We start from the raw sequence: 18,969 nt of genomic DNA on the forward strand, positions 1-18,969 counted from the left end.
GCTAGTTATCTCCTCTTAAAATATAGCCGGCTCCGCGGATCGTCTGGATCAGCCGTTTCCCTCCATGTTCCTCGGTCTTCTGCCGGAGCATGGCGATATAAACCTCCAGCACATTAGACTCTCCGCTGTAGTCATAGCCCCATATTTTATCCATAATCAAATCGCGCGACAGGACCCGCTTCGGATTTTGCATAAACAGATGCAGCAGCTCAAACTCCTTCGCCGTCAGTTCCAGTCTCTGACCGCTGCGAATGACTTCCCTCGCATCCGTATCCATTATGAGATCCTCGTAGGTCAGCCGGTGGTTAGACGAATCGTCGCCGGTTTTACGGCGCAGCAGCGCCCTTACGCGGGCAAGAAGCTCTTCCAGCGCAAACGGCTTAACGAGATAATCATCGGCTCCGGTATCGAGTCCCTTCACCCGGTTCTCCACTTCGTCCTTCGCCGTCAGCATCAGCACCGGTGTCGTGCTTCCGCCTTCCCGGAGTCTACGCAACGCTTCAAATCCATCGACTTGGGGCATCATCACATCCAGAACGACAACATCCGGGTCCTCACTCAATATCACTTTCAATCCTTCTGCTCCGTTGGATGCGGTCAGGACATCGTAGCCCTCAAACGCAAGTCCTCTGCGCAGCATGGAAATAATCTTCTCATCATCATCTACAATTAATATCCGGGATCGCATAGCGGCATCTCCTCTATCTAATAGCGTTATATTTAGTACGACGTCACAATCCCATTATATCGGTCGTCTCAAGGACAAGACAAGCGGAAGGGAACGATCCCTTCCGCTTGTTGTATACACCTATCCGGGGTTACGGTTGTTGCTGCTGTTGCTGCTGGGAAAGATCGAACTCGTTCTTATCACCGATCGTCAGCGGCAGGTCCATGTTCTTGCCGTTACGAACTACGTTCAGCGTAATTTTGTCTCCGACTTTCTTCGTTTTAATGAAGTCAACCAAATCTGACGAAGTCGGATATTTTGTTCCATCCACACCAACAATGATGTCATATTGACGCAAATCTGCTTCATATGCCGGCGAACGGAACACAACGCTGTCAACATAAGAGCCTTCCGTCACGTCGGTACCCAGGGACTGGGAAATTTGCGGAGTGACCGTTCCCAGGTTTGCCCCGATAAACGGAACCGGATCTTTCGGAACTTCCTCATTATTCTTCAGGTATTCCACAACTTCCTTAATCGTGTTGGACGGAATCGCGAACCCGATCCCTTGCGCTTCCGCGCTGACCGCTACGTTCATCCCGATGACTTCACCTTTCAGGTTAAGAAGCGGTCCGCCTGAGTTACCCGGATTAATCGAGGCATCGGTTTGCAAAAGATGCTCATAATTCCGCTCACTTTCGCCGTTCGTGCCTTGAATATCGATCTCGCGTTCCTTCGAGCTAAGTACGCCTGCGGTTACCGTATGCTCAAAACCATGCGGGTTCCCGATAGCCACAAGCCATTCACCGACCTTCAGCGAATTGGAGTCACCTAGCTCCACCGACGGAAAATCGGCCCCTTCGATTTTCAGAACGGCCAAATCCAGCTCATAACTGGAACCGAGCAGTTTCGCTTCATAAGGCTTTTTAATGCCTTGTACCGTGACCTGTATCACATCGGCACCATGGATAACATGCTCATTGGTCAAAATATATCCGGACTTGTCAAAGATGAAACCCGAGCCAATCCCTGAAGGCTGGAGCTGGGATTCCTGTCCTCCGTTGCTGCCATTTCCACTGTTTCCACCATTACCGCTATTCCCGCCGTTTCCTTCCTGGCTTGATTGGCCGCCACCAAAGAAGTACCAGAACGGATCATTCATGTTCGGATTCGTGCTTTGTCTATTATTGCTGTTAACCAGTGTCTCAATCAGCACGACAGCCGGACTTGCCTGATCCACAACCGCGGATACATCCCCCTGACCCGAAGGAATTATCGCCGATGCCGTTGTTGCTCCGCCGTTATCACTCACGTTAGCCGAAGTTTCTTGGGCTGGCTCAGATGAGAACGCTGCATCCGGAGTAAATAAATTCGTACGATCCGCGGCGAACATCAAACTTGAGATGACGAGTACGCCTGCCAGGAAGGACAGGAGCACGGTCTTCACTGAAGTTTTAGGCTTCTGATTATAATTCCAGTCTTTATTTCTTGTCATGGAATCCACAGGTCCGCCGCCACCTCCGCCCTGGCTTCCGGAGGAATTCGAGAAGCCCGAAGATGGTATCGGTTTAACAGGCTGAGGAGCGGTAACCTCCACTTCCTGCGATTCTCTGCTGCGGTATGGGTGATCTGTCTGCTCGTCATCACGCTCACTGGGTATGGACTGAAACGGTCCGTAAGAATAGTAGTAAGAAGAAGAATTCTCAGAAGAAGATTCATTCTCACGTCTCGGTAATTCATTGTTATTCGACTCGTTGTTGTTTGCCTCATCATCCGGGTACCCGTAACGCTTTCTTTGATCGTCCATAGGTCTACCTCCTATTTAAAATCACTTGCTTCCAAGTGGTTTAATTGATTAACTGTTCTTATTGTGTACTATAAACCTTAATAGTACCTTAAAAACAATTAAAAGGCAGATAAAAAGAAAGCTGGGCTACATCCCGGAATATGAGTTGTTCGCTACATTTTGACCCAGCCCTTCCGGTGGGCATAAATCGCCAATTGCGTGCGATCATCCAGCTCACACTTCATCAACAGATTGCTGACATGCGTCTTCACGGTCTTAATGCTGATATGCAGCTCTTCCCCGATCTCCTTGTTGCTTCTCCCTTCGGCAATCAGCAGCAGAACCTCTTTCTCACGCTCGGTGAGTCCGGATTCATCCCCGTTCACCATATGTCGGCGAATCCCCCGAGTCAGCGCTTCCGATACGTCTTTAGTCATCACCGGCATGCCTCTGAATGCCCCCTGGAGAGCATATATAAGCTCATCGGCCGATACGGTCTTCAGCACATAACTGACAGCACCCGCTTCAATGCACTCCACCACAAGTTCGTCCTCAAGGAAGCTTGTCAGAATGACAATCTTCTGATCAGGGAATTCGGACATGACGGCACGTGTAGTCTCGGCCCCGTTCATGACCGGCATCATTAAATCCATAAGAATGAGATCAGGCCTCGATGCCTCATCTCCATTCCGCAACATATCGACAACCTCTTGCCCATTCGCTGCCTCACCGATGACTTCAAATCCCGGGTCCAGCGACAAATACGTTTTCAACCCCATGCGAACCATATCATGATCATCAGCCAGCAGTATCCGAATCGTACCCATAATGATGTTGTCCCCTCTCTATTCCACTGGCTCAGCCAGTTCTTCCAGCTCTTCTCGATCTTCCTGATCCTTGCTCTCTTCCGTGGTCGATCCCTGTTTCCCCTCTGCTTCAAAAAGCGGAATATTCACGCGAACCGTCGTGCCTGCACCCTTCTTGCTTATGATATCCACCTGCCCGCCGAGCTTCTCGGCGCGCTCACGCATGGTAGACAGCCCGTATGAGCCCTGCTTGCCTGCAACCTCGTCAAATCCAACACCGTCGTCGCTGATGCTTAAAATGACACGTTTCTGGTCCTCCCGGAGGGACATGCTGACAAGACTTGCACCCGCATGCTTCACGATGTTGGCAACCGCTTCCTGAATGATCAGGAACAGCTGATGCTCAATCGCATCCGATACCCCTCCGTAAATTTCAACATCCTTCATGCCCTTCAGGCCATTTTGGCGGCAGTAATCCGGGAACCACCGTTCGAGTGCCTCCTCCAGGGTTCTGCCTTCCAATTCCACGGGACGAAGCTGTGCAATCAGTGCCCGCATCTGTTTCTGTGCAACATGAGACATCTCGATTAACTGCCCCAGCACCTTATCGCCCTGTTCCGGATTTCGCTTGAGAACCGCCGGAAGGGATGAGGCCGACATATGAATCGCGAACAGCTGCTGGCTAACCGTATCATGCAAATCCCTTGCCATTCGGCGCCGTTCTTCAAGGACCGCCGCTTCCGCAGCGATTTCCTTCTCAATGACATCCTGCTCGCCCAGGCGCTGCAGGAGCTTCATTTTTTTCTCCAGCGCTTCCGTCATTCCATTGAATTCATCATACACTCTGGCAAAAGAACCGTCTTCCATGGCCGGCAGCCGCACATTCAGATTTCCCTTGGCAACCTGCAGCATGTTCAGATGAAGCAAATCCAGCGGGCGCTGAATGCGCTGTCCTGCAATGTATCCCGCAATCCCCGTAAACAGAAGGACACCGACCGTGTAATACACCCACAGCCGGTTATCTTCAATATGTATGTAGCCGGATTGGTTCGCTGTATACAGGAAAACAGCAACCCCGGCTCCAATCAGCAAAAAGTAAAACAAAATCACCCATTTGGTATTTTTCAAAATTCCCATCATAACAGTTATCCTACCCTGTTCACTTTGACATCACCGATAAACACGCTAACAATAATTCGAATCTTCTTACCCGCTTCCCTGTAATGCGGGCTTTCCAATCCGGCATTGCTCATAAACCCGCTTCGGCTTTCCTCCAGCACCTTCATATCGCCAATGAAAGAGTTGGTCGTGACATGGATGCCGATATCCGAATCATTCGGAACAAACACCTTGACATCCCCGATAAAAGCCGAGATATTGATCTTCGTTTCCCCATAGGGAATCTGAGCCTTCGTCAGATCAAGCACCGTATCTCCAATGAACTGCGAAATATTCGTTGGCTTCAGCTGAAAATAATCCTTACCCATATGCACGTCCCCGATAAAAGAGGACTTGTTCACCGTATCATGACCATTCCAGGATTGGTCATGATGGTGATCTGTATTGTCGGAGCCATCACCGTAGCTTCTGCCGTCATTATCAAAATCAACATGAACCCTAAAGCGACTGCGATCCTCACGCTCTTGGCGCGGGCGTTCATGCTGCTGTCCATCCCATCGATATCCTTTACCTCGTTCACGATCGTGCATAGAGGCTGGCTCTGGATCCGAATGGGTCTTGTCAGCCTTGTCAGCCTTGTCTGGCTTGCCGAATCTCCGTTCGAACTCTTCATCGAGGGAAGAATCGAGCGGCCGGGCTTCCGGCGGCTCAGGCAGATCATAGTCCTCCCGGCGATGCGAACTGAAATCATCCGGACTTGGCGGTGAAGGTGGCGGTGTATGATGTCTCGGTTTAAAGATCACCTGCAATCCAAAACCAATCAAAATGATCGGAATCGCATACTTGATAAGATCGCCAAATGAGAAATCAACCAAATCCAGGTTTCTTCCGAGAAAATACGTCCCGATAATGATGGGTACAACAGCACCCCACAGGGCTCCTCCACGGGCATAAATCAAACTCTGCAGCCCGAACCAGATAAGGAACACCGGCCAAAAGGTCGAGAATATATAACCAAGGTCCACATTTATAAGATCAAGCTGATTTAGAAGAAACAGAACGCCGATACCAATGAGCAGCAATCCGCTGCTAAGCTGGCTCCATCCTTTTCTACTCATGGTCATCCCCTTGCCTTCCAATTCATTTTTTTATTTAACTACAGTGTACAACATATTGGAATGAACCGGTTAGCGGCGGTGGAATGAAAGTGATCTCCGTCTTGAGACCGAGTGAGTGGATAAAAATGGGTATTTAACCATAATAAAAGACCTCCGCTAAAGCGGAGGTCTTATTTTTCACGAACGGACGCTGGCATCTAAACCTTAACGGTTTGCAGAATGGTCCCCTGGTGTGTTCAGTTCGCCAAACTCAGCATCAAACTTCTCGTTCGGTTTTTTGAAGTTCTCTTGAACTTTGGAATTTCCTTTTGGGTTGCTGGCGATGCTGGTATCTTCAGCAAACTCAGCATTAAACTTTTCATTCGGTGTTTTGAAGTTCTCTTGAACTTTGGAATTCCCTTTAGGGTTGCTGGCTATGCTGGTATCTTCAGCAAACTCAGCGTTAAACTTTTCATTCGGTGTTTTAAAGTTCTCTTGCACCTTGTTCTTCTTAGCCACAGTATTCACCTCCCTGTTCTTATGCAATACCATCATCCTCTTCAGGGGTTTTGCCCCCGAAAAGTAGTATGCGAAGAACAAGCAGTCATTATTCCGAAATCTTTATTCCTTGAGCGCGTGCTTAAAGAGCCTTAAATTGCTTCTTCAAGCACCGATGAAGGCAGGAAGTGATAGGTCTCAATTGCATTATCTAGCGTCTTCAGCATTTCTTCCGTACATTTGCCGCTGCCGGTCTTAATGACCTGCACCTCGACGTCCTTTTTACCCCACTCTTTAAACACCTGCTTGGTTGTGGAGAAGTAAAGGTCGATTTTCTGGCCTTTGATGGCAGACCCGATATCCGCTACAATGCCATACCCATAGCCTGGGACATAGAGAATGCTCCCGATTGGAAACACATCCGGGTCTGCGGCAATCGTTGACAGCGTATTTCGATCCCGCTTAACCTTCACACCGGAATAGGTAATTCCATACTGCGGATGTCCCGGCTTCTTCCCGGTGGATTCATAACCGGCCGTGTACCCGGTAGCGGTTACCTTCACGGTGTGCAGCACCTGATCATCCTTCGGTGCAAGCACAGGAACGGATCCACGCTTCTTGTCAGGCTCACTTCTCTTGGCTGTGTCGGGAATTTCCAAGTATCTATTGATATCACTGAACCCTGCTACTCGGAGCGCATAGAACCGAGACATTTCGATGTAATCGGAGCCTTGAATTTCCCCGTAAGGTTCATAAACATTCCTGGTGTCTGTTGATTCGAAGGATTCGCTTAGAATCAAGTTGTAGGCATCTACTGTTGAAGAACCTGCACTAAACAAGACTGCTGATAAAATAAAACCAGCAAAAAACCTCTGCCATGTTTTCCATTGGATCATGTGAGTACCTCCCCCTTACTAGCGAGGGTTCCCACTTCTCAAATAGAATATACATCTTGGCAGAGGTTTGCATGCTGCTCTTCTTACTTCAACTTAAACGACATGGGTGTTGATTTCTTCACGAAGCTTGAGGATGATATCGTCCAGCGACTGCGCGCCGATATCCCCTTCGCCGCGTTTGCGAACGGAAACGGCACCCGCATTTTTCTCATTCTCACCTACGATGAACATGTAAGGAATCTTCTCAAGCTGTGCTTCGCGAATCTTGTAGCCCAGCTTCTCATTGCGAAGATCCGGCTCTACCGAGATGCCTGCGAATTGAAGCTTCTCCGCCACTTCCTTGGCGTAGTCTTCAAAGGCGTTGGAGACCGGAATCACCTTAACCTGTACAGGCGAGAGCCACAGCGGCAGTGCGCCTGCAAAATTTTCGAGCAAAAATGCCGTAAAGCGTTCCATGGTGCCCAGAATACCGCGGTGGATAACAACCGGACGGTGCTTTTGACCGTCGTCCCCAACGTATTCCAGTTCAAAGCGCTCCGGAAGCAGGAAGTCGAGTTGAACGGTGGACAGCGTTTCTTCCTTGCCCAGTGCCGTACGAATCTGCACGTCCAGCTTCGGACCATAGAAGGCCGCTTCACCTTCCGCTTCATAGAACGGCATGTCGAGGCTTTCCACAACTTCACGCAGCATGCGCTGGGACATTTCCCACATCTCATCGTTTTGGAAATACTTCTCGGTATCCTGAGGATCCCGATACGACAAGCGGAAACGGTAATCATGAATGCCGAAGTCTTTATAAACCGTCATGATCAGTTGAATGACTCTCGCAAATTCCTCCTTGATCTGATCCGGACGACAGAAGATATGCGAGTCGTTCAACGTCATCGCACGTACGCGATGCAGGCCGGTCAGTGCCCCGGACATCTCGTAACGATGCTGCATGCCAAGCTCGGCAATGCGGATCGGCAGATCCCGGTAGCTGTGCATATCGCTCTTATACACCATCATATGGTGAGGACAGTTCATAGGGCGAAGGACCAGTTCTTCGTTGTCCATCTCCATTTTCGGGAACATGTCCTCCTGATAGTGCTCCCAGTGACCCGAGGTTTTGTACAGTTCCACGTTTCCGAGAACAGGCGTGTATACGTGCTGGTAACCAAGACGCTCCTCCATGTCAACGATATAACGCTCCAGGGTACGGCGCAATTTCGCACCGTTTGGCAGCCAGATCGGCAGGCCTTGTCCAACAAGCTGCGAGAACGTAAACATTTGCAGTTCCTTGCCAAGCTTTCTGTGATCCCGCTTCTTGGCTTCCTCGAGCAGGTGAAGATGCTCATCCAGCTGCGCTTTTTTTACAAACGCTGTGCCGTATACGCGCTGGAGCATTTTATTCTTGCTGTCACCGCGCCAGTATGCACCCGCCACATTCATCAATTTAAATACTTTGATCTTGCCGGTTGAAGGAACATGCGGTCCACGGCAAAGGTCAAAGAATTCGCCCTGTTCATAAATTGTAATGACACTATCCTCAGGCAAGGCATTAATAAGCTCCAGCTTGTATGGATCCCCGAGCTCGCCGAATACGCGCAGGGCTTCTGCACGGCTTACTTCCTTGCGGACAATCGGAAGATTCTCGCCGATGATGCGTTCCATTTCCTTCTCAATCTTTTGCAGATCCTCCGGATTCAACGGCTCCTCCAGATCCATGTCATAATAGAAGCCATCCTCAATGACGGGACCCACGCCCAGCTTGACTTCTTTTGCTCCATACAACCGCTTGGTTGCTTGCGCCAGCAAGTGCGCTGTACTGTGACGCATCACTTCAAGCCCTTCGGGCGTATCTTGCGTAACGATCTCAATCAAGGCTCCGTCTTGCAGCGGCGTTGATAAATCAACGACAATCCCGTCCAGTTTGCCCGCAACTGCATTCTTTCTTAACCCGCTGCTGATCGATGCAGCCACATCTTCGATACTGCTGCCTGCCTCATACTCGCGTACAGAGCCGTCAGGCAATTTAATGTTAATAGCCACCTTGTATTCCTCCCAAAAAAGGTTTTCACGTTTCTTCCATATATGAAGGACGCGTTAGTCCAGTTCCCTCCGCAAGCAAGCGCTCGGATTCACAAACCCGTGCACTCTCCGTCAGACGCCGGAACATGCAAAAAACACCCGTCCCGCGAAGGGACGAGTGTTATACCCGTGGTTCCACCCTAATTCGATCTCTCCATCAATGGATGTACCTGGTACATCATCAAGAAGATCCTTCATCAGCATGAAGTAACGGTCATGAACCGGTGAAGCCTACTCATCCGCATTGATCTTGATGTGCGGGTTCGACGACACAGCTACAAAGGGGTAAACCAATGGTGAACCGGAGGAAATTTGCAGCCGAGGTTTCCTCTCTCTGAGCGGTCTAATCCGAATTGATTCATGTCTTTGTCAGAGCTTTTACGTGAATTTATCAGTAATTATAATCCTGACTGCTTCGAAACGTCAAGTCATCATTCGACCACTTCCAAGAAGTGCACTGCATTCCGGACAGCTGCAGCATACTTCGGCACGGTTATCAAAAATATGGGCCAGTGTCACAATGACAGGAAGCTCCGGCTGTCTCGTGTGGATAATCATTCGAGCCGGTGACACGGCTATCAATGTACTGACGACCATATCCTCAATCTCCATCTCTTGATCAAGCCTCTCCATCACAAGTCCGTCATCGCGAGGACGCTCAATCGGCCGAAGATTGCCGTCCAGCAGCAGAAAATCTTCATCCCCTTTATGAATCACATGGACCAGCGGCATTTTCGGCTCTTGGAAATAGACAAAATATTTCAGCAGGCTCACAAATTCCTCGTACTGCTGATCCAGCATAAATTCATCCACTGCATACTCCGCCATCTCGCGGAGCTCCTGTTCATAGGACTGAAGACGGAAGGTCATGAACCCATCCAGATTAAGCTCCGGTGACTCGTTAAGGCATTGATAGATGCCCTCAGACAGCCTGCGCCTGCGGCTCTGCCAGAAGTCCCCCGACGGGCCCTCTTCCTTCTGCAGCAGCATGAGGAACCACTGCAGAATCCGCCCTGCTTCTTCCTCGTCATCAAACTCGAATTCCGAGAACATCAACCGTGCAGCAATCTCCTGCTCCTTCTCTTCCATAATATAAGCAGTGACTGCTTCGGAAGTGAGCCGCCGCAGCGTGTCGGCAGATACGGTCCATGAGGATAGCGGAAGTTTGCCGGAGCACGTCCAAATAACGCGGTCATTCGAAGCGGTGAATGCGAATTTCAGCTGCTTGCATTGTTTATGTAGCTCTTTCTGCTTGTCTGACAATATACGGTGAAACGTCTTTTTCTCGTCTTCCGTCCTTGTACCGACAGAAATGCTGAACAGTTCCATGGAATCACTCCTTTCGAGTTCCCTTTTCAGTATATGGGGACCCGCTCGGGGATATACGGAACTCTCGCTTGGAAAAACAAGCAAGTCCGGAGAATATCTAATAAATGGTCTGCATAATAAAAAGGCGAGCCGAAATCCTTCGGCCCACCCTAAACAAATCAGAAAGTATAAGATTAGTTCTGCATAACAAAGTCGCGCTCAACGGTGCTGTTATCTTCAAAAACACGAAGAATATCATAGCGGGTGTTGCGCTGAGCCGGGATATTTCCGGTCTCGCGGATCAATTGAATAATGGATTCAATATTGACCTTGTATACGGCACCTGCGGAAGATACGACGTTCTCCTCCATCATCGTGCTGCCAAAGTCATTACAGCCATAAGTAAGGGACAGCTTACCAACCTCAGGACCCATCGTTACCCAGGACGATTGCAAATTCGGTACGTTGTCGATGGCCAGACGACCGATCGCTACTGTCTTCAAATACGCTTCCGGTGTTTCACGTTCACGCTTAAGGTTCGTATTGTCCGGTTGGAAGGTAAACGGAATGAAGGCCAGGAAGCCCTTGGAATCGTAACCGTTCTGAATGCATTCATCCTGCGCATCACGTACACGAAGCATATGCAGCGCACGCTCTTCCATCGATTCGCCAAGACCGATAACCATCGTAGCCGTTGTATTCATGCCGACTTTATGAGCCGTTTGCATAACATCCATCCATTGGCGCCATGTGCCTTTCAGACGGCTGACTTTTTTGCGGATACGATCATCCAGAATTTCTGCACCGCCGCCAGGCAAGGAGTCGAGACCAGCCGCATGAAGCTCACGCATAACCTCTTCCAGCGTCAGCCCGGAGATCTCAACCATCTTCATGATTTCCGCAGGCGAGAAGGAATGCATCGTAATGTTAGGAAACCGCTTCTTAATGTTGCGGAGCAGATCCGTATAATAAGTGAAAGGCAAATCCGGGTTAACTCCGCCTTGCATCAGAATTTCAGTACCGTTCACGTCCTCGGTTTCCTGAATCTTCTGGAAGATGGTCTCATCGGGCAGAACATACCCCTCTGAAGAGCCGGGTCTGCGGTAAAAAGCACAAAAACGGCAGAATACATCACAAATGTTCGTGTAGTTAATATTCCGGCCAATAACAAATGTTGTGATGGGATCGGGATGCAGACGCTTTGTCATAACATTCGCCGCATGTCCAATCTTCTCAATCTCATCACTCTCAAACAGCGTAACAGTATCTTCCAGATCTAAACGATCACCGCGTAAAGCTTTATCCAAAATACGGTTTACCGCACTCATTCTTGCAGCCTCCCTATTAGAACAAAATTACAAAGCACCAGTAAAACTTCATCTATCCCATCCTACCACATTCCGCCAGCAAAAACGACATCCCGTCCGTGACAGGATGCCGAATTCTATGATTTGGCAGAGCGTATATTCAGTTCATCACTTCGTCTTGGAACTTCATGACTGGCGGCAAAACCACGATCCAGATCAGCGATCAGGTCATCCACATCCTCAAGTCCGACCGAGAAACGAAGCAGACCATCCGTAATGCCGCGTTCATGCCGAACCTTCTCGCCCATGGCCGCATGGGACATCATCGTCGGGTACGACAGGATGCTCTCCACAGCACCCAGACTCACCGCTACAAGCGGCAGCTTCACATGGTTCAGCACCTCCTTCGCCCGCTCGCCCGAGCCGACATCGAAGGAGATCACCGCGCCATAACCGCTGGACTGCTTCTCGTGCACTTCCCGACCAGGATGGCTCAGCAGGCCGGGATAATACACTTGCTTAATGTCGCTTCTGCCTTGCAGCCAGGCTGCCAGCTTGGCTGCACTTTGCTCCGAATGAGCCATGCGCGTGCTGAGGGTTTTCATTCCTCGCATCAGCAGCCAGGAATCCTGAACGCCAAGCACGGTGCCCAGACCATTTTGCAGCTGCTTCAATTGGTCTCCCAATTCCTGTGTTCTCGCAACAGCGAGACCTGCCAGCACATCACTGTGCCCGCCAAGGAATTTGGTGGCACTGTGGATGACAATATCCACGCCAAACTCGATCGGACGCTGGTAAAACGGAGTCATGAACGTATTATCCAGCAGGGTGAGCAGACCATGCTCCTTCGCCCAATCCGTCACTGCACCGATGTCGGTAATCTTCAGCGTCGGGTTCGAAGGTGTTTCCATATACACAGCTTTTGTGTTCGGTTTGAGCGCCGCCTTCACCTGATCCAAATCCGTCATGTCAACAAAAGTGCTCTCGATGCCCATACGGCTCAGAATGCTGGTCAGCAGGCGGTAGGTTCCGCCATAGACATCCTCCGTTACAATCATATGATCGCCGGCAGATAACAGCATGAATGAGCTGGAAATCGCCGCCATGCCGGAAGCGTAGGCAAAGCCGCGCGCGCCTCCCTCCAGGAGGGCGATATAATCCTCCAAAGCCTGTCTCGTCGGATTGCCGGAACGGCTGTAATCATGCAGCGGCGGGTTGAAAATATCCTCATGGTGAAACGTGGAGGCTTGATATATCGGAACACTCGATGCACCGGTTGCCCGGTCGATCTCTCCGCCGAAATGAAGCAATTTGGTTTCAAATCGGAGTTCATCGCCTTCGCGACCTTTTTTTCCCGGCACGCTGTTGCCGTTGACTTGTGACTCCAATCCTGATGGACCTTTATCGATACTCATTCTCCGGTGCTCCCTTCCACTTCAGCCATGGCTGCGTTCAGGGCAGCATCCAGATCAGCGATCAAATCCTCCGCATGCTCAATGCCAACCGAGAACCTCAGCAAACGGTCATCTACACCGATAGCCTCGCGAATCTCAATCGGGATATCCGCATGAGTCTGGACGGCCGGGTACGTCATCAACGATTCCACACCGCCCAGACTTTCGGCAAACGCAATCAGTGTAATATGTCTTAGTACAGGCTCTACATAGCGGGCGTCTTTCACCTTAAACGAGAAGATGCCCGTGTTGCCGCTGGATTGACGATTCTGTATGTCATGCCCCGGATGATCCGGCAGTGCAGGATAAAACACTTCGCCAATCGCAGGGTGTGTGGTCAAGAATGTAGCAAGCGCAGTTGCATTACTTTCATGCCGCTCCATCCGAAGCGCAAGTGTCTTCATTCCCCTCATCAGCTGATAGGAATCAGACGGGCTTAATACTGCGCCAATGGAGTTGTGCAGGAAAGCCATCTCCTCTGATAACTCTTTGCCTTTCGTTACGATAATGCCGGCCAGCACATCATTATGTCCTCCCAAATACTTGGTGGCACTATGTATGACGATATCTGCCCCAAGCTCAATCGGTCTTTGGAAGTATGGAGTTAACAGTGTATTATCCACGATGCTGATGAGCTGATGATGTCTTGCCCATGTACAGACAGCTTCGATATCCGTAATCATCATAAGCGGATTGGTCGGTGTCTCGATAAACACAGCCTTCGTGTTTGACTGCCTGGACCGCTCCAGTGCATCCATGTCATTCGTATCCACATAGGTCGCCGTTACGCCGAACTTGGACATAATCCGCTCTAACAGCCGGTACGTTCCTCCATACAGATCCAGCGAAACAATCAGATGATCCCCCTGACCGAAAAGGGAAAATATCGTCTGCAGCGCAGCCATGCCTGAGCTGCATGCAAATCCGGCATCACCGGATTCCAGCTCTGCGCAGGCATCCTCCAATACCGATCGGGTGGGATTTTTCGTGCGGGCATAATCAAAACCCGTGCTCTGCCCTAATTTCGGATGACGGTAGGCCGTCGCTTGATATATCGGAAATGTAACTGCACCTGTCACCGGCTCCTGCACCGATCCGATCTGTGCCAGCCGGCTCTCTATACTTAATGGTTTCTTCTCCATCACTTACTCTCCTCCTGTACGCTGCTATATTTGCGGACCAATATCGTATGGCGTTTCTTGATATACATAGTAATTGAGCCAATTAGTAAATAATAAATTTGCATGCGCACGCCATATGGATGGAGGCGTTCTGGTTGGATCATCATTCGGGTAATAATTGCGCGGCAGGGCAATGTCCAATCCTTTGGCAGCATCGCGGTCATATTCCCACTTCAGAGAGTCTGCATCATACTCGGAATGTCCTGTGGCAAAAATCTGTTTTCCGTCCCGGCTTGAAACCAAGTAGATTCCTGCTTCCTCCGACTCGGACAGGATGACCAGATCGTCAATCCCTGTAATGTCCTCGCGCCGAAATTCCGTATGACGGGAGTGCGGAACAAAGAACAATTCGTCAAAGCCGCGAAGAAGCTTGGTACACGCCTCATTAATCGTATGAGGGAATACGCCAAAGCATTTTTCCTCCAGGCTGTACTTGGGCACACCGTAATGATAATAAAGCCCTGCCTGAGACGCCCAGCAGATGTGCAGCGTGGAAGTCACATGCGTCTTGCTCCATTCAAAAATCTCGGTGAGCTCATTCCAGTAATTTACTTCTTCAAATTCCAACTGCTCCACCGGGGCTCCTGTAATGATCATGCCGTCAAAACGGCGGTTCTTCACTTCCTCAAAGGTTTTGTAAAAGGATTCAAGATGCTCTGCCGACGTGTTCTTCGAAACGTGGGAGCTGGGATGAAGAAGCACAACGTCCACCTGAAGAGGGGAGTTACCGATCAATCGTAGCAATTGCGTCTCCGTGGTTTCCTTGGTAGGCATCAAATTCAGAATAGCTATCCGCAATGGGCGGATATCCTGGTGAAAGGCATGGCTTTCATCCATTACAAAAATGTTTTCTCCAGCCAGAACTTCCTTTGCCGGCAAGGCATCCGGAATTTTAATTGGCATAAGGGCTCACTCCTTCAAATTGTGAAATGATACATCCATTTAAGCTGTGAGAAAGAGCGTTAGACTGTATAAACGCAAGAATGACCTTTCTCAAGTAGAGAAAGGTCATCATATACGTATCACAATGCGCCTCTCTCATCTGTCAGGCTATACGCGGCTCATAAGAATCGTCGTATCTCCTGCAAGAATTAGCACCGTGCGATGTTGCCGCCGGTTGCCGGGTTTCATAGGGCTAGTCCCTCCACCTGCTCTTGATAAGATTTCGCTTTATTCAATTGTCTTCAAACATGGTTCGTAATTGATATTTACTTTAAATCATCCGCAATTGTTCGTCAAGAACCTTTTCGTTTAATCCGTCACACTTCACCGTGGGCTCCCATACCCTGTACTAGGGTCTTGCATACGCCGGATTTCAACTTGAAAGGTCCCACACCCGGCGTTATACTAGACAAGTGCTGTTTGAAACCGAGTATGAAAGAGGTGACATGGAAGATGGACGGTGACCCGAGCCAGAAAGTGGATGCACAAGACGCACAACCGCATAGGATTAAGATCAGCTTACCGGCAGAGGGCAGCGTTATTTTTCATGCGCTTTTATCGTATTCATCCCTTCCTTAGATTATGCCTGTACGCCGGTTAGCTGATATCCTGTGCCTTTACTGCTTAACCAAGCAGCTTGTAATTGACAAAGGAGTGATATCAGATGAAAATCCGGTTGGTCGATTCGGGTGTATTTACCCCTGTTGAAGACATCGAAATGACGCTGACAGCTCCGGCCAGCGGCTTCTACTGGCTGGATGCAGACGTGGATGATTTAGCCGAGCTGCAGCCCCTCTTCTCCCTGCATGATCTTGCAGTTGAGGACTGTCTCAGTGAAGAGGAACAGCGTCCCAAAATCGAAATATATGAGAACCATTATTTTATCGTCGTGAACAGCATCCGGTTTGACGACGAGGAAATTTTTCTTCGGGCATTAAACGTTTTCCTGGGCAGACATTTTATTATTACGGTAACCAAGCAGAAGATTCATGAACTCCGTTCGGTGAAGCCGCTCCTTTGGGAGGATGAGGTTAGCACGCCTGACCGTTTCCTCTATCTGTTGATCGACCTCGTCACAGACAATTATTTCTCTGTCGGGGACCGCATTGAAGCACGGATCGAGAAGCTGGAGGAAGACATCCTCATGCATACCAAGAAATCTCATCTCAGTGAAATCATCGGCCTGCGCAGTGAAATCCTGTGGCTAAAAAAAGTCCTTGGACCTCAGAAGGAAGTTATCAACACCTTGAACAAAAAGGATCTCCGGCTAATCGATGACCAACTGCAGAAATATTTCAGTGACATCTATGAGAATGCCGTTAAAATTTCAGAAACGTTTGAGACCTATCGGGATCTCATGGGTAACCTTCGCGAGGCTTACCAATCCAGTATCGCCAATCGGGCGAATGAAATTATGCGCGTCTTCACGGCCATTACAACCATCTTCATTCCACTAACGCTGATTACGGGCATTTATGGTATGAACTTTGACTATATGCCTGAACTTCATTGGAAATATTCGTATTATGTTGTTATCGGCATCATGGTATTTGCCGGCGCTCTCATGTTCTATTTGTTCCGCAAAAAAGACTGGATATGATATATAGGATTCATATAATCAGGACGGACCTCCTTGCTCATAGGAGATTCCGTCCTGATTTCGTTAATGCCTATTAGCCGACTTTTGCCTTCCCGGGCTCTTCCCGGCGAAAGCGAATCCGCATCAGGCGAAGCCGCTCATACAGCCGCTCCGTTCCGCCAGCCTCATCACCATTCGGAGATTGTCCATACACGCGCTGCAATACCGGCTTAAGAAACGTATCGCCCAGCTCCTCGAACGCCTTCCATACCGTCTCCTGCTCCAAATCCGTAATCTCATCCAATTCTACTTGCAGCAGCTGCTCGGTGTCATAGCCCTCCTTCTCGAGCCCTTCCAATTCCTCGACCAAATCCCGCCTTGATAACGATGTACGCTCTTCCAGCTGGGTTAGCGACACTCCCTCGGCTATGCCAAGCAGCACGGTACGACGAATGCGAAAGCGATCCAGCTCCTGTTTATATTTCTGTTCCTTCTGCTTGTACAGCCAGGATAAGAACACCTCTTCCTGCAGCTGCGCGTCTACCCAATTCAGCGGAAACGTTGTTGTGCGCTGGATTCTTGCCGTCATTTCCAACCATTCTACTCCGTGCTCCGAGGCCTTGCTAACCCCGATTCCAGGAAGCTGCAGCAGCTCCTCCTCCGTTTGGGGAACAAAAGCACTGATTAGTCTCAAAACCCGATTACTAGCAATAAAGTAAGGTGCTTTTCTCCCGGATGCCGCCTTCCTTCTGCGCCAGGCGCACAGTTCTGTATACAGCTCCTCCGAGCCGTACAGCTCACTGTAACACTGCAGCTTCTGCACGCCCAGATTCTTGCCGGCACTCTCTCCCGGTTCATGAAATATCCCCTCGATCAGCGGCCGAAATCCTTCCCCGAGCTTCATCGCCAATCGGTGTCGGTACACACATAACAGCTCATTCCATGAGTTCCCTTCATACCATTCGTCATCGAGTACCTCACCGTCCGGCTCTATATTCCGCCAACCGAGCCGCCATACTCCTTCATCCTCGCCGATCCATACTTGAGCAGAACGGAGATGACCCGACTCATCCGCTCCGCTCATTTGATTCATGAACACAATTAACATCCCTCACTGCCTCCCGTTACTCATTCAGCACAACGATAGGACAACGCAAAAAAGCACCTCTCCTCCGCCGCAGCGTCAAGAAAGGTGCTTCCCGTTCCAACGATTATACTGTTGAAACTATAATACCATATTTTGTAACGTAATCCAACAGGTTTTTTCACTCATGGTTTACAAGAAATAAAGCGTTACGCTTGAACGCTCTACGCTTCATCCACCGCCAGCTTGGCCAGTGCCAAGGCACCGCAAAGACCTGCGTTATCTCCCAGCATTGGCGGTACGATGAATTGATCAATGGCATCATGAAGGCTTGGATGCTGGACATATCCCGCCAGCAGCTCCTGGAGCTTCGTACGTATCAGCGGGAGCAGCTGCTCCTGCTTCATGACGCCTCCGCCCATCACGATTCGCTGCGGGGACAAGATCAGCACATAATTCATCAGCGCTTGAGCCAGATAATGGGCTTCCATCTCCCAGGCTGGATGATCCGGTGTCAATTCTACCCCTGGAACTCCCCAGCGTTTGCTGAGCGATGGACCAGCTGCAAGACCCTCCAAACAGTCTGCATGGTAAGGGCAAGTTCCTTCATACTGGTCTTCCGGGTGGCGGCGCACATAAATATGTCCCATCTCCGGATGTGACAGACCATGGATCAGTTCGCCTGAAACCACTGCGCCTGCCCCTACTCCAGTACCAATCGTAATATAAAGACAGCTGTCCAGTCCCTGAGCCGCTCCCCAGGTATACTCACCGAGAGCTGCACCGTTTACATCTGTATCGAATCCTATAGGAACATCAAAGCGTTCCTTCAACGCCTTCACGATATTGTAATTGCTCCAATGCGGCTTCGGTGTTGTCGTAATGCAGCCATAGGTCGGGCTGCCCTTCACCGGGTCAATCGGTCCGAATGAACCGACTCCAATCGCCTCTATATCCTTGTCAGCAAAAAAGTTAAAGACGTTTGCCATGGTTTCTTCAGGGGTTGTTGTCGGAAAGCTCACACGCTCTACTACCGTTCCATCCTCCGTGCCCACGCCGCAAACGAACTTGGTTCCTCCTGCTTCAATTGCTCCAAGTAAACTCATGCATTCTTCCATCCTCTCCACGATGTGCTGTGCCTTGTCTCTGTTTAGTTGTTGACTAGCTCTATTCGA

Annotated in this window: 16 protein-coding genes and 1 riboswitch; of the genes, 1 reads left to right on the forward strand and 15 read right to left on the reverse strand. The window is 49.8% G+C overall.

What is annotated here, in order from left to right; translation table 11 throughout:
- Position 1: 1 nt before the first annotated feature.
- The 13 genes from M2277_RS04945 to metA form a co-directional block, all read right to left on the reverse strand.
- Positions 2-688: a response regulator transcription factor gene (locus M2277_RS04945; RefSeq protein ID WP_006212195.1), complete on the reverse strand. Its 687-nt coding sequence runs from the start codon at positions 686-688 to the stop codon at positions 2-4.
- Positions 689-818: 130 nt separating this feature from the next.
- Positions 819-2,474: a S1C family serine protease gene (locus M2277_RS04950; protein WP_280754281.1), complete on the reverse strand. Its 1,656-nt coding sequence runs from the start codon at positions 2,472-2,474 to the stop codon at positions 819-821.
- A 152-nt stretch (positions 2,475-2,626) separates the two neighbouring features.
- Positions 2,627-3,280, reverse strand: coding sequence for a response regulator (locus M2277_RS04955; RefSeq protein ID WP_006212197.1), 654 nt, complete (start codon positions 3,278-3,280; stop codon positions 2,627-2,629).
- 18 nt (positions 3,281-3,298) lie between these two features.
- On the reverse strand, positions 3,299-4,399 hold the full coding sequence (locus M2277_RS04960) for a sensor histidine kinase (protein ID WP_040680955.1): 1,101 nt from the start codon (positions 4,397-4,399) through the stop codon (positions 3,299-3,301).
- A 5-nt stretch (positions 4,400-4,404) separates the two neighbouring features.
- Complete coding sequence (liaF, locus tag M2277_RS04965) at positions 4,405-5,502, reverse strand: cell wall-active antibiotics response protein LiaF (protein ID WP_280754282.1); 1,098 nt, start codon at positions 5,500-5,502, stop codon at positions 4,405-4,407.
- Positions 5,503-5,700: 198 nt separating this feature from the next.
- On the reverse strand, positions 5,701-5,994 hold the full coding sequence (locus M2277_RS04970; RefSeq protein WP_006212200.1) for a hypothetical protein: 294 nt from the start codon (positions 5,992-5,994) through the stop codon (positions 5,701-5,703).
- Between the two features lie 131 nt (positions 5,995-6,125).
- A complete protein-coding gene (locus M2277_RS04975) occupies positions 6,126-6,869 on the reverse strand; it encodes a 3D domain-containing protein (RefSeq protein WP_006212201.1) in 744 nt (247 codons plus the stop codon).
- A 93-nt stretch (positions 6,870-6,962) separates the two neighbouring features.
- Positions 6,963-8,900, reverse strand: coding sequence for a threonine--tRNA ligase (gene thrS, locus M2277_RS04980; RefSeq protein WP_006212202.1), 1,938 nt, complete (start codon positions 8,898-8,900; stop codon positions 6,963-6,965).
- Positions 8,901-9,362: 462 nt separating this feature from the next.
- Complete coding sequence (locus tag M2277_RS04985; protein ID WP_148246607.1) at positions 9,363-10,268, reverse strand: putative sporulation protein YtxC; 906 nt, start codon at positions 10,266-10,268, stop codon at positions 9,363-9,365.
- A 173-nt stretch (positions 10,269-10,441) separates the two neighbouring features.
- Positions 10,442-11,575 (reverse strand): cyclic dehypoxanthinyl futalosine synthase, encoded by a 1,134-nt coding sequence (mqnC, locus tag M2277_RS04990; RefSeq protein ID WP_148246606.1) that lies wholly within the window; start codon positions 11,573-11,575, stop codon positions 10,442-10,444.
- Between the two features lie 116 nt (positions 11,576-11,691).
- On the reverse strand, positions 11,692-12,969 hold the full coding sequence (locus M2277_RS04995) for an aminotransferase class I/II-fold pyridoxal phosphate-dependent enzyme (RefSeq protein ID WP_280754283.1): 1,278 nt from the start codon (positions 12,967-12,969) through the stop codon (positions 11,692-11,694).
- Positions 12,966-14,150: a PLP-dependent transferase gene (locus tag M2277_RS05000; RefSeq protein ID WP_036639671.1), complete on the reverse strand. Its 1,185-nt coding sequence runs from the start codon at positions 14,148-14,150 to the stop codon at positions 12,966-12,968. The genes M2277_RS04995 and M2277_RS05000 overlap by 4 nt, the downstream gene beginning before the upstream one ends.
- A gap of 24 nt (positions 14,151-14,174) precedes the next feature.
- Positions 14,175-15,092: a homoserine O-acetyltransferase MetA gene (gene metA / locus M2277_RS05005; RefSeq protein ID WP_006212207.1), complete on the reverse strand. Its 918-nt coding sequence runs from the start codon at positions 15,090-15,092 to the stop codon at positions 14,175-14,177.
- Positions 15,093-15,224: 132 nt separating this feature from the next.
- A riboswitch (SAM riboswitch) is annotated at positions 15,225-15,353 on the reverse strand.
- 442 nt (positions 15,354-15,795) lie between these two features.
- On the opposite strand from metA, the gene corA reads away from it, so the two are divergent.
- Positions 15,796-16,731, forward strand: coding sequence for a magnesium/cobalt transporter CorA (corA, locus tag M2277_RS05010; protein ID WP_006212209.1), 936 nt, complete (start codon positions 15,796-15,798; stop codon positions 16,729-16,731).
- 73 nt (positions 16,732-16,804) lie between these two features.
- Here the strand turns inward: corA and M2277_RS05015 are convergent, their stop codons facing one another.
- Positions 16,805-17,818: an HRDC domain-containing protein gene (locus tag M2277_RS05015; protein WP_006212211.1), complete on the reverse strand. Its 1,014-nt coding sequence runs from the start codon at positions 17,816-17,818 to the stop codon at positions 16,805-16,807.
- A gap of 200 nt (positions 17,819-18,018) precedes the next feature.
- Positions 18,019-18,900 (reverse strand): ROK family protein, encoded by an 882-nt coding sequence (locus M2277_RS05020; RefSeq protein ID WP_148246605.1) that lies wholly within the window; start codon positions 18,898-18,900, stop codon positions 18,019-18,021.
- Positions 18,901-18,969: the final 69 nt, after the last annotated feature.

It is taken from the genome of Paenibacillus sp. LBL (assembly GCF_029893715.1).
GTDB lineage: Bacteria > Bacillota > Bacilli > Paenibacillales > Paenibacillaceae > Paenibacillus_AQ > Paenibacillus_AQ glucanolyticus.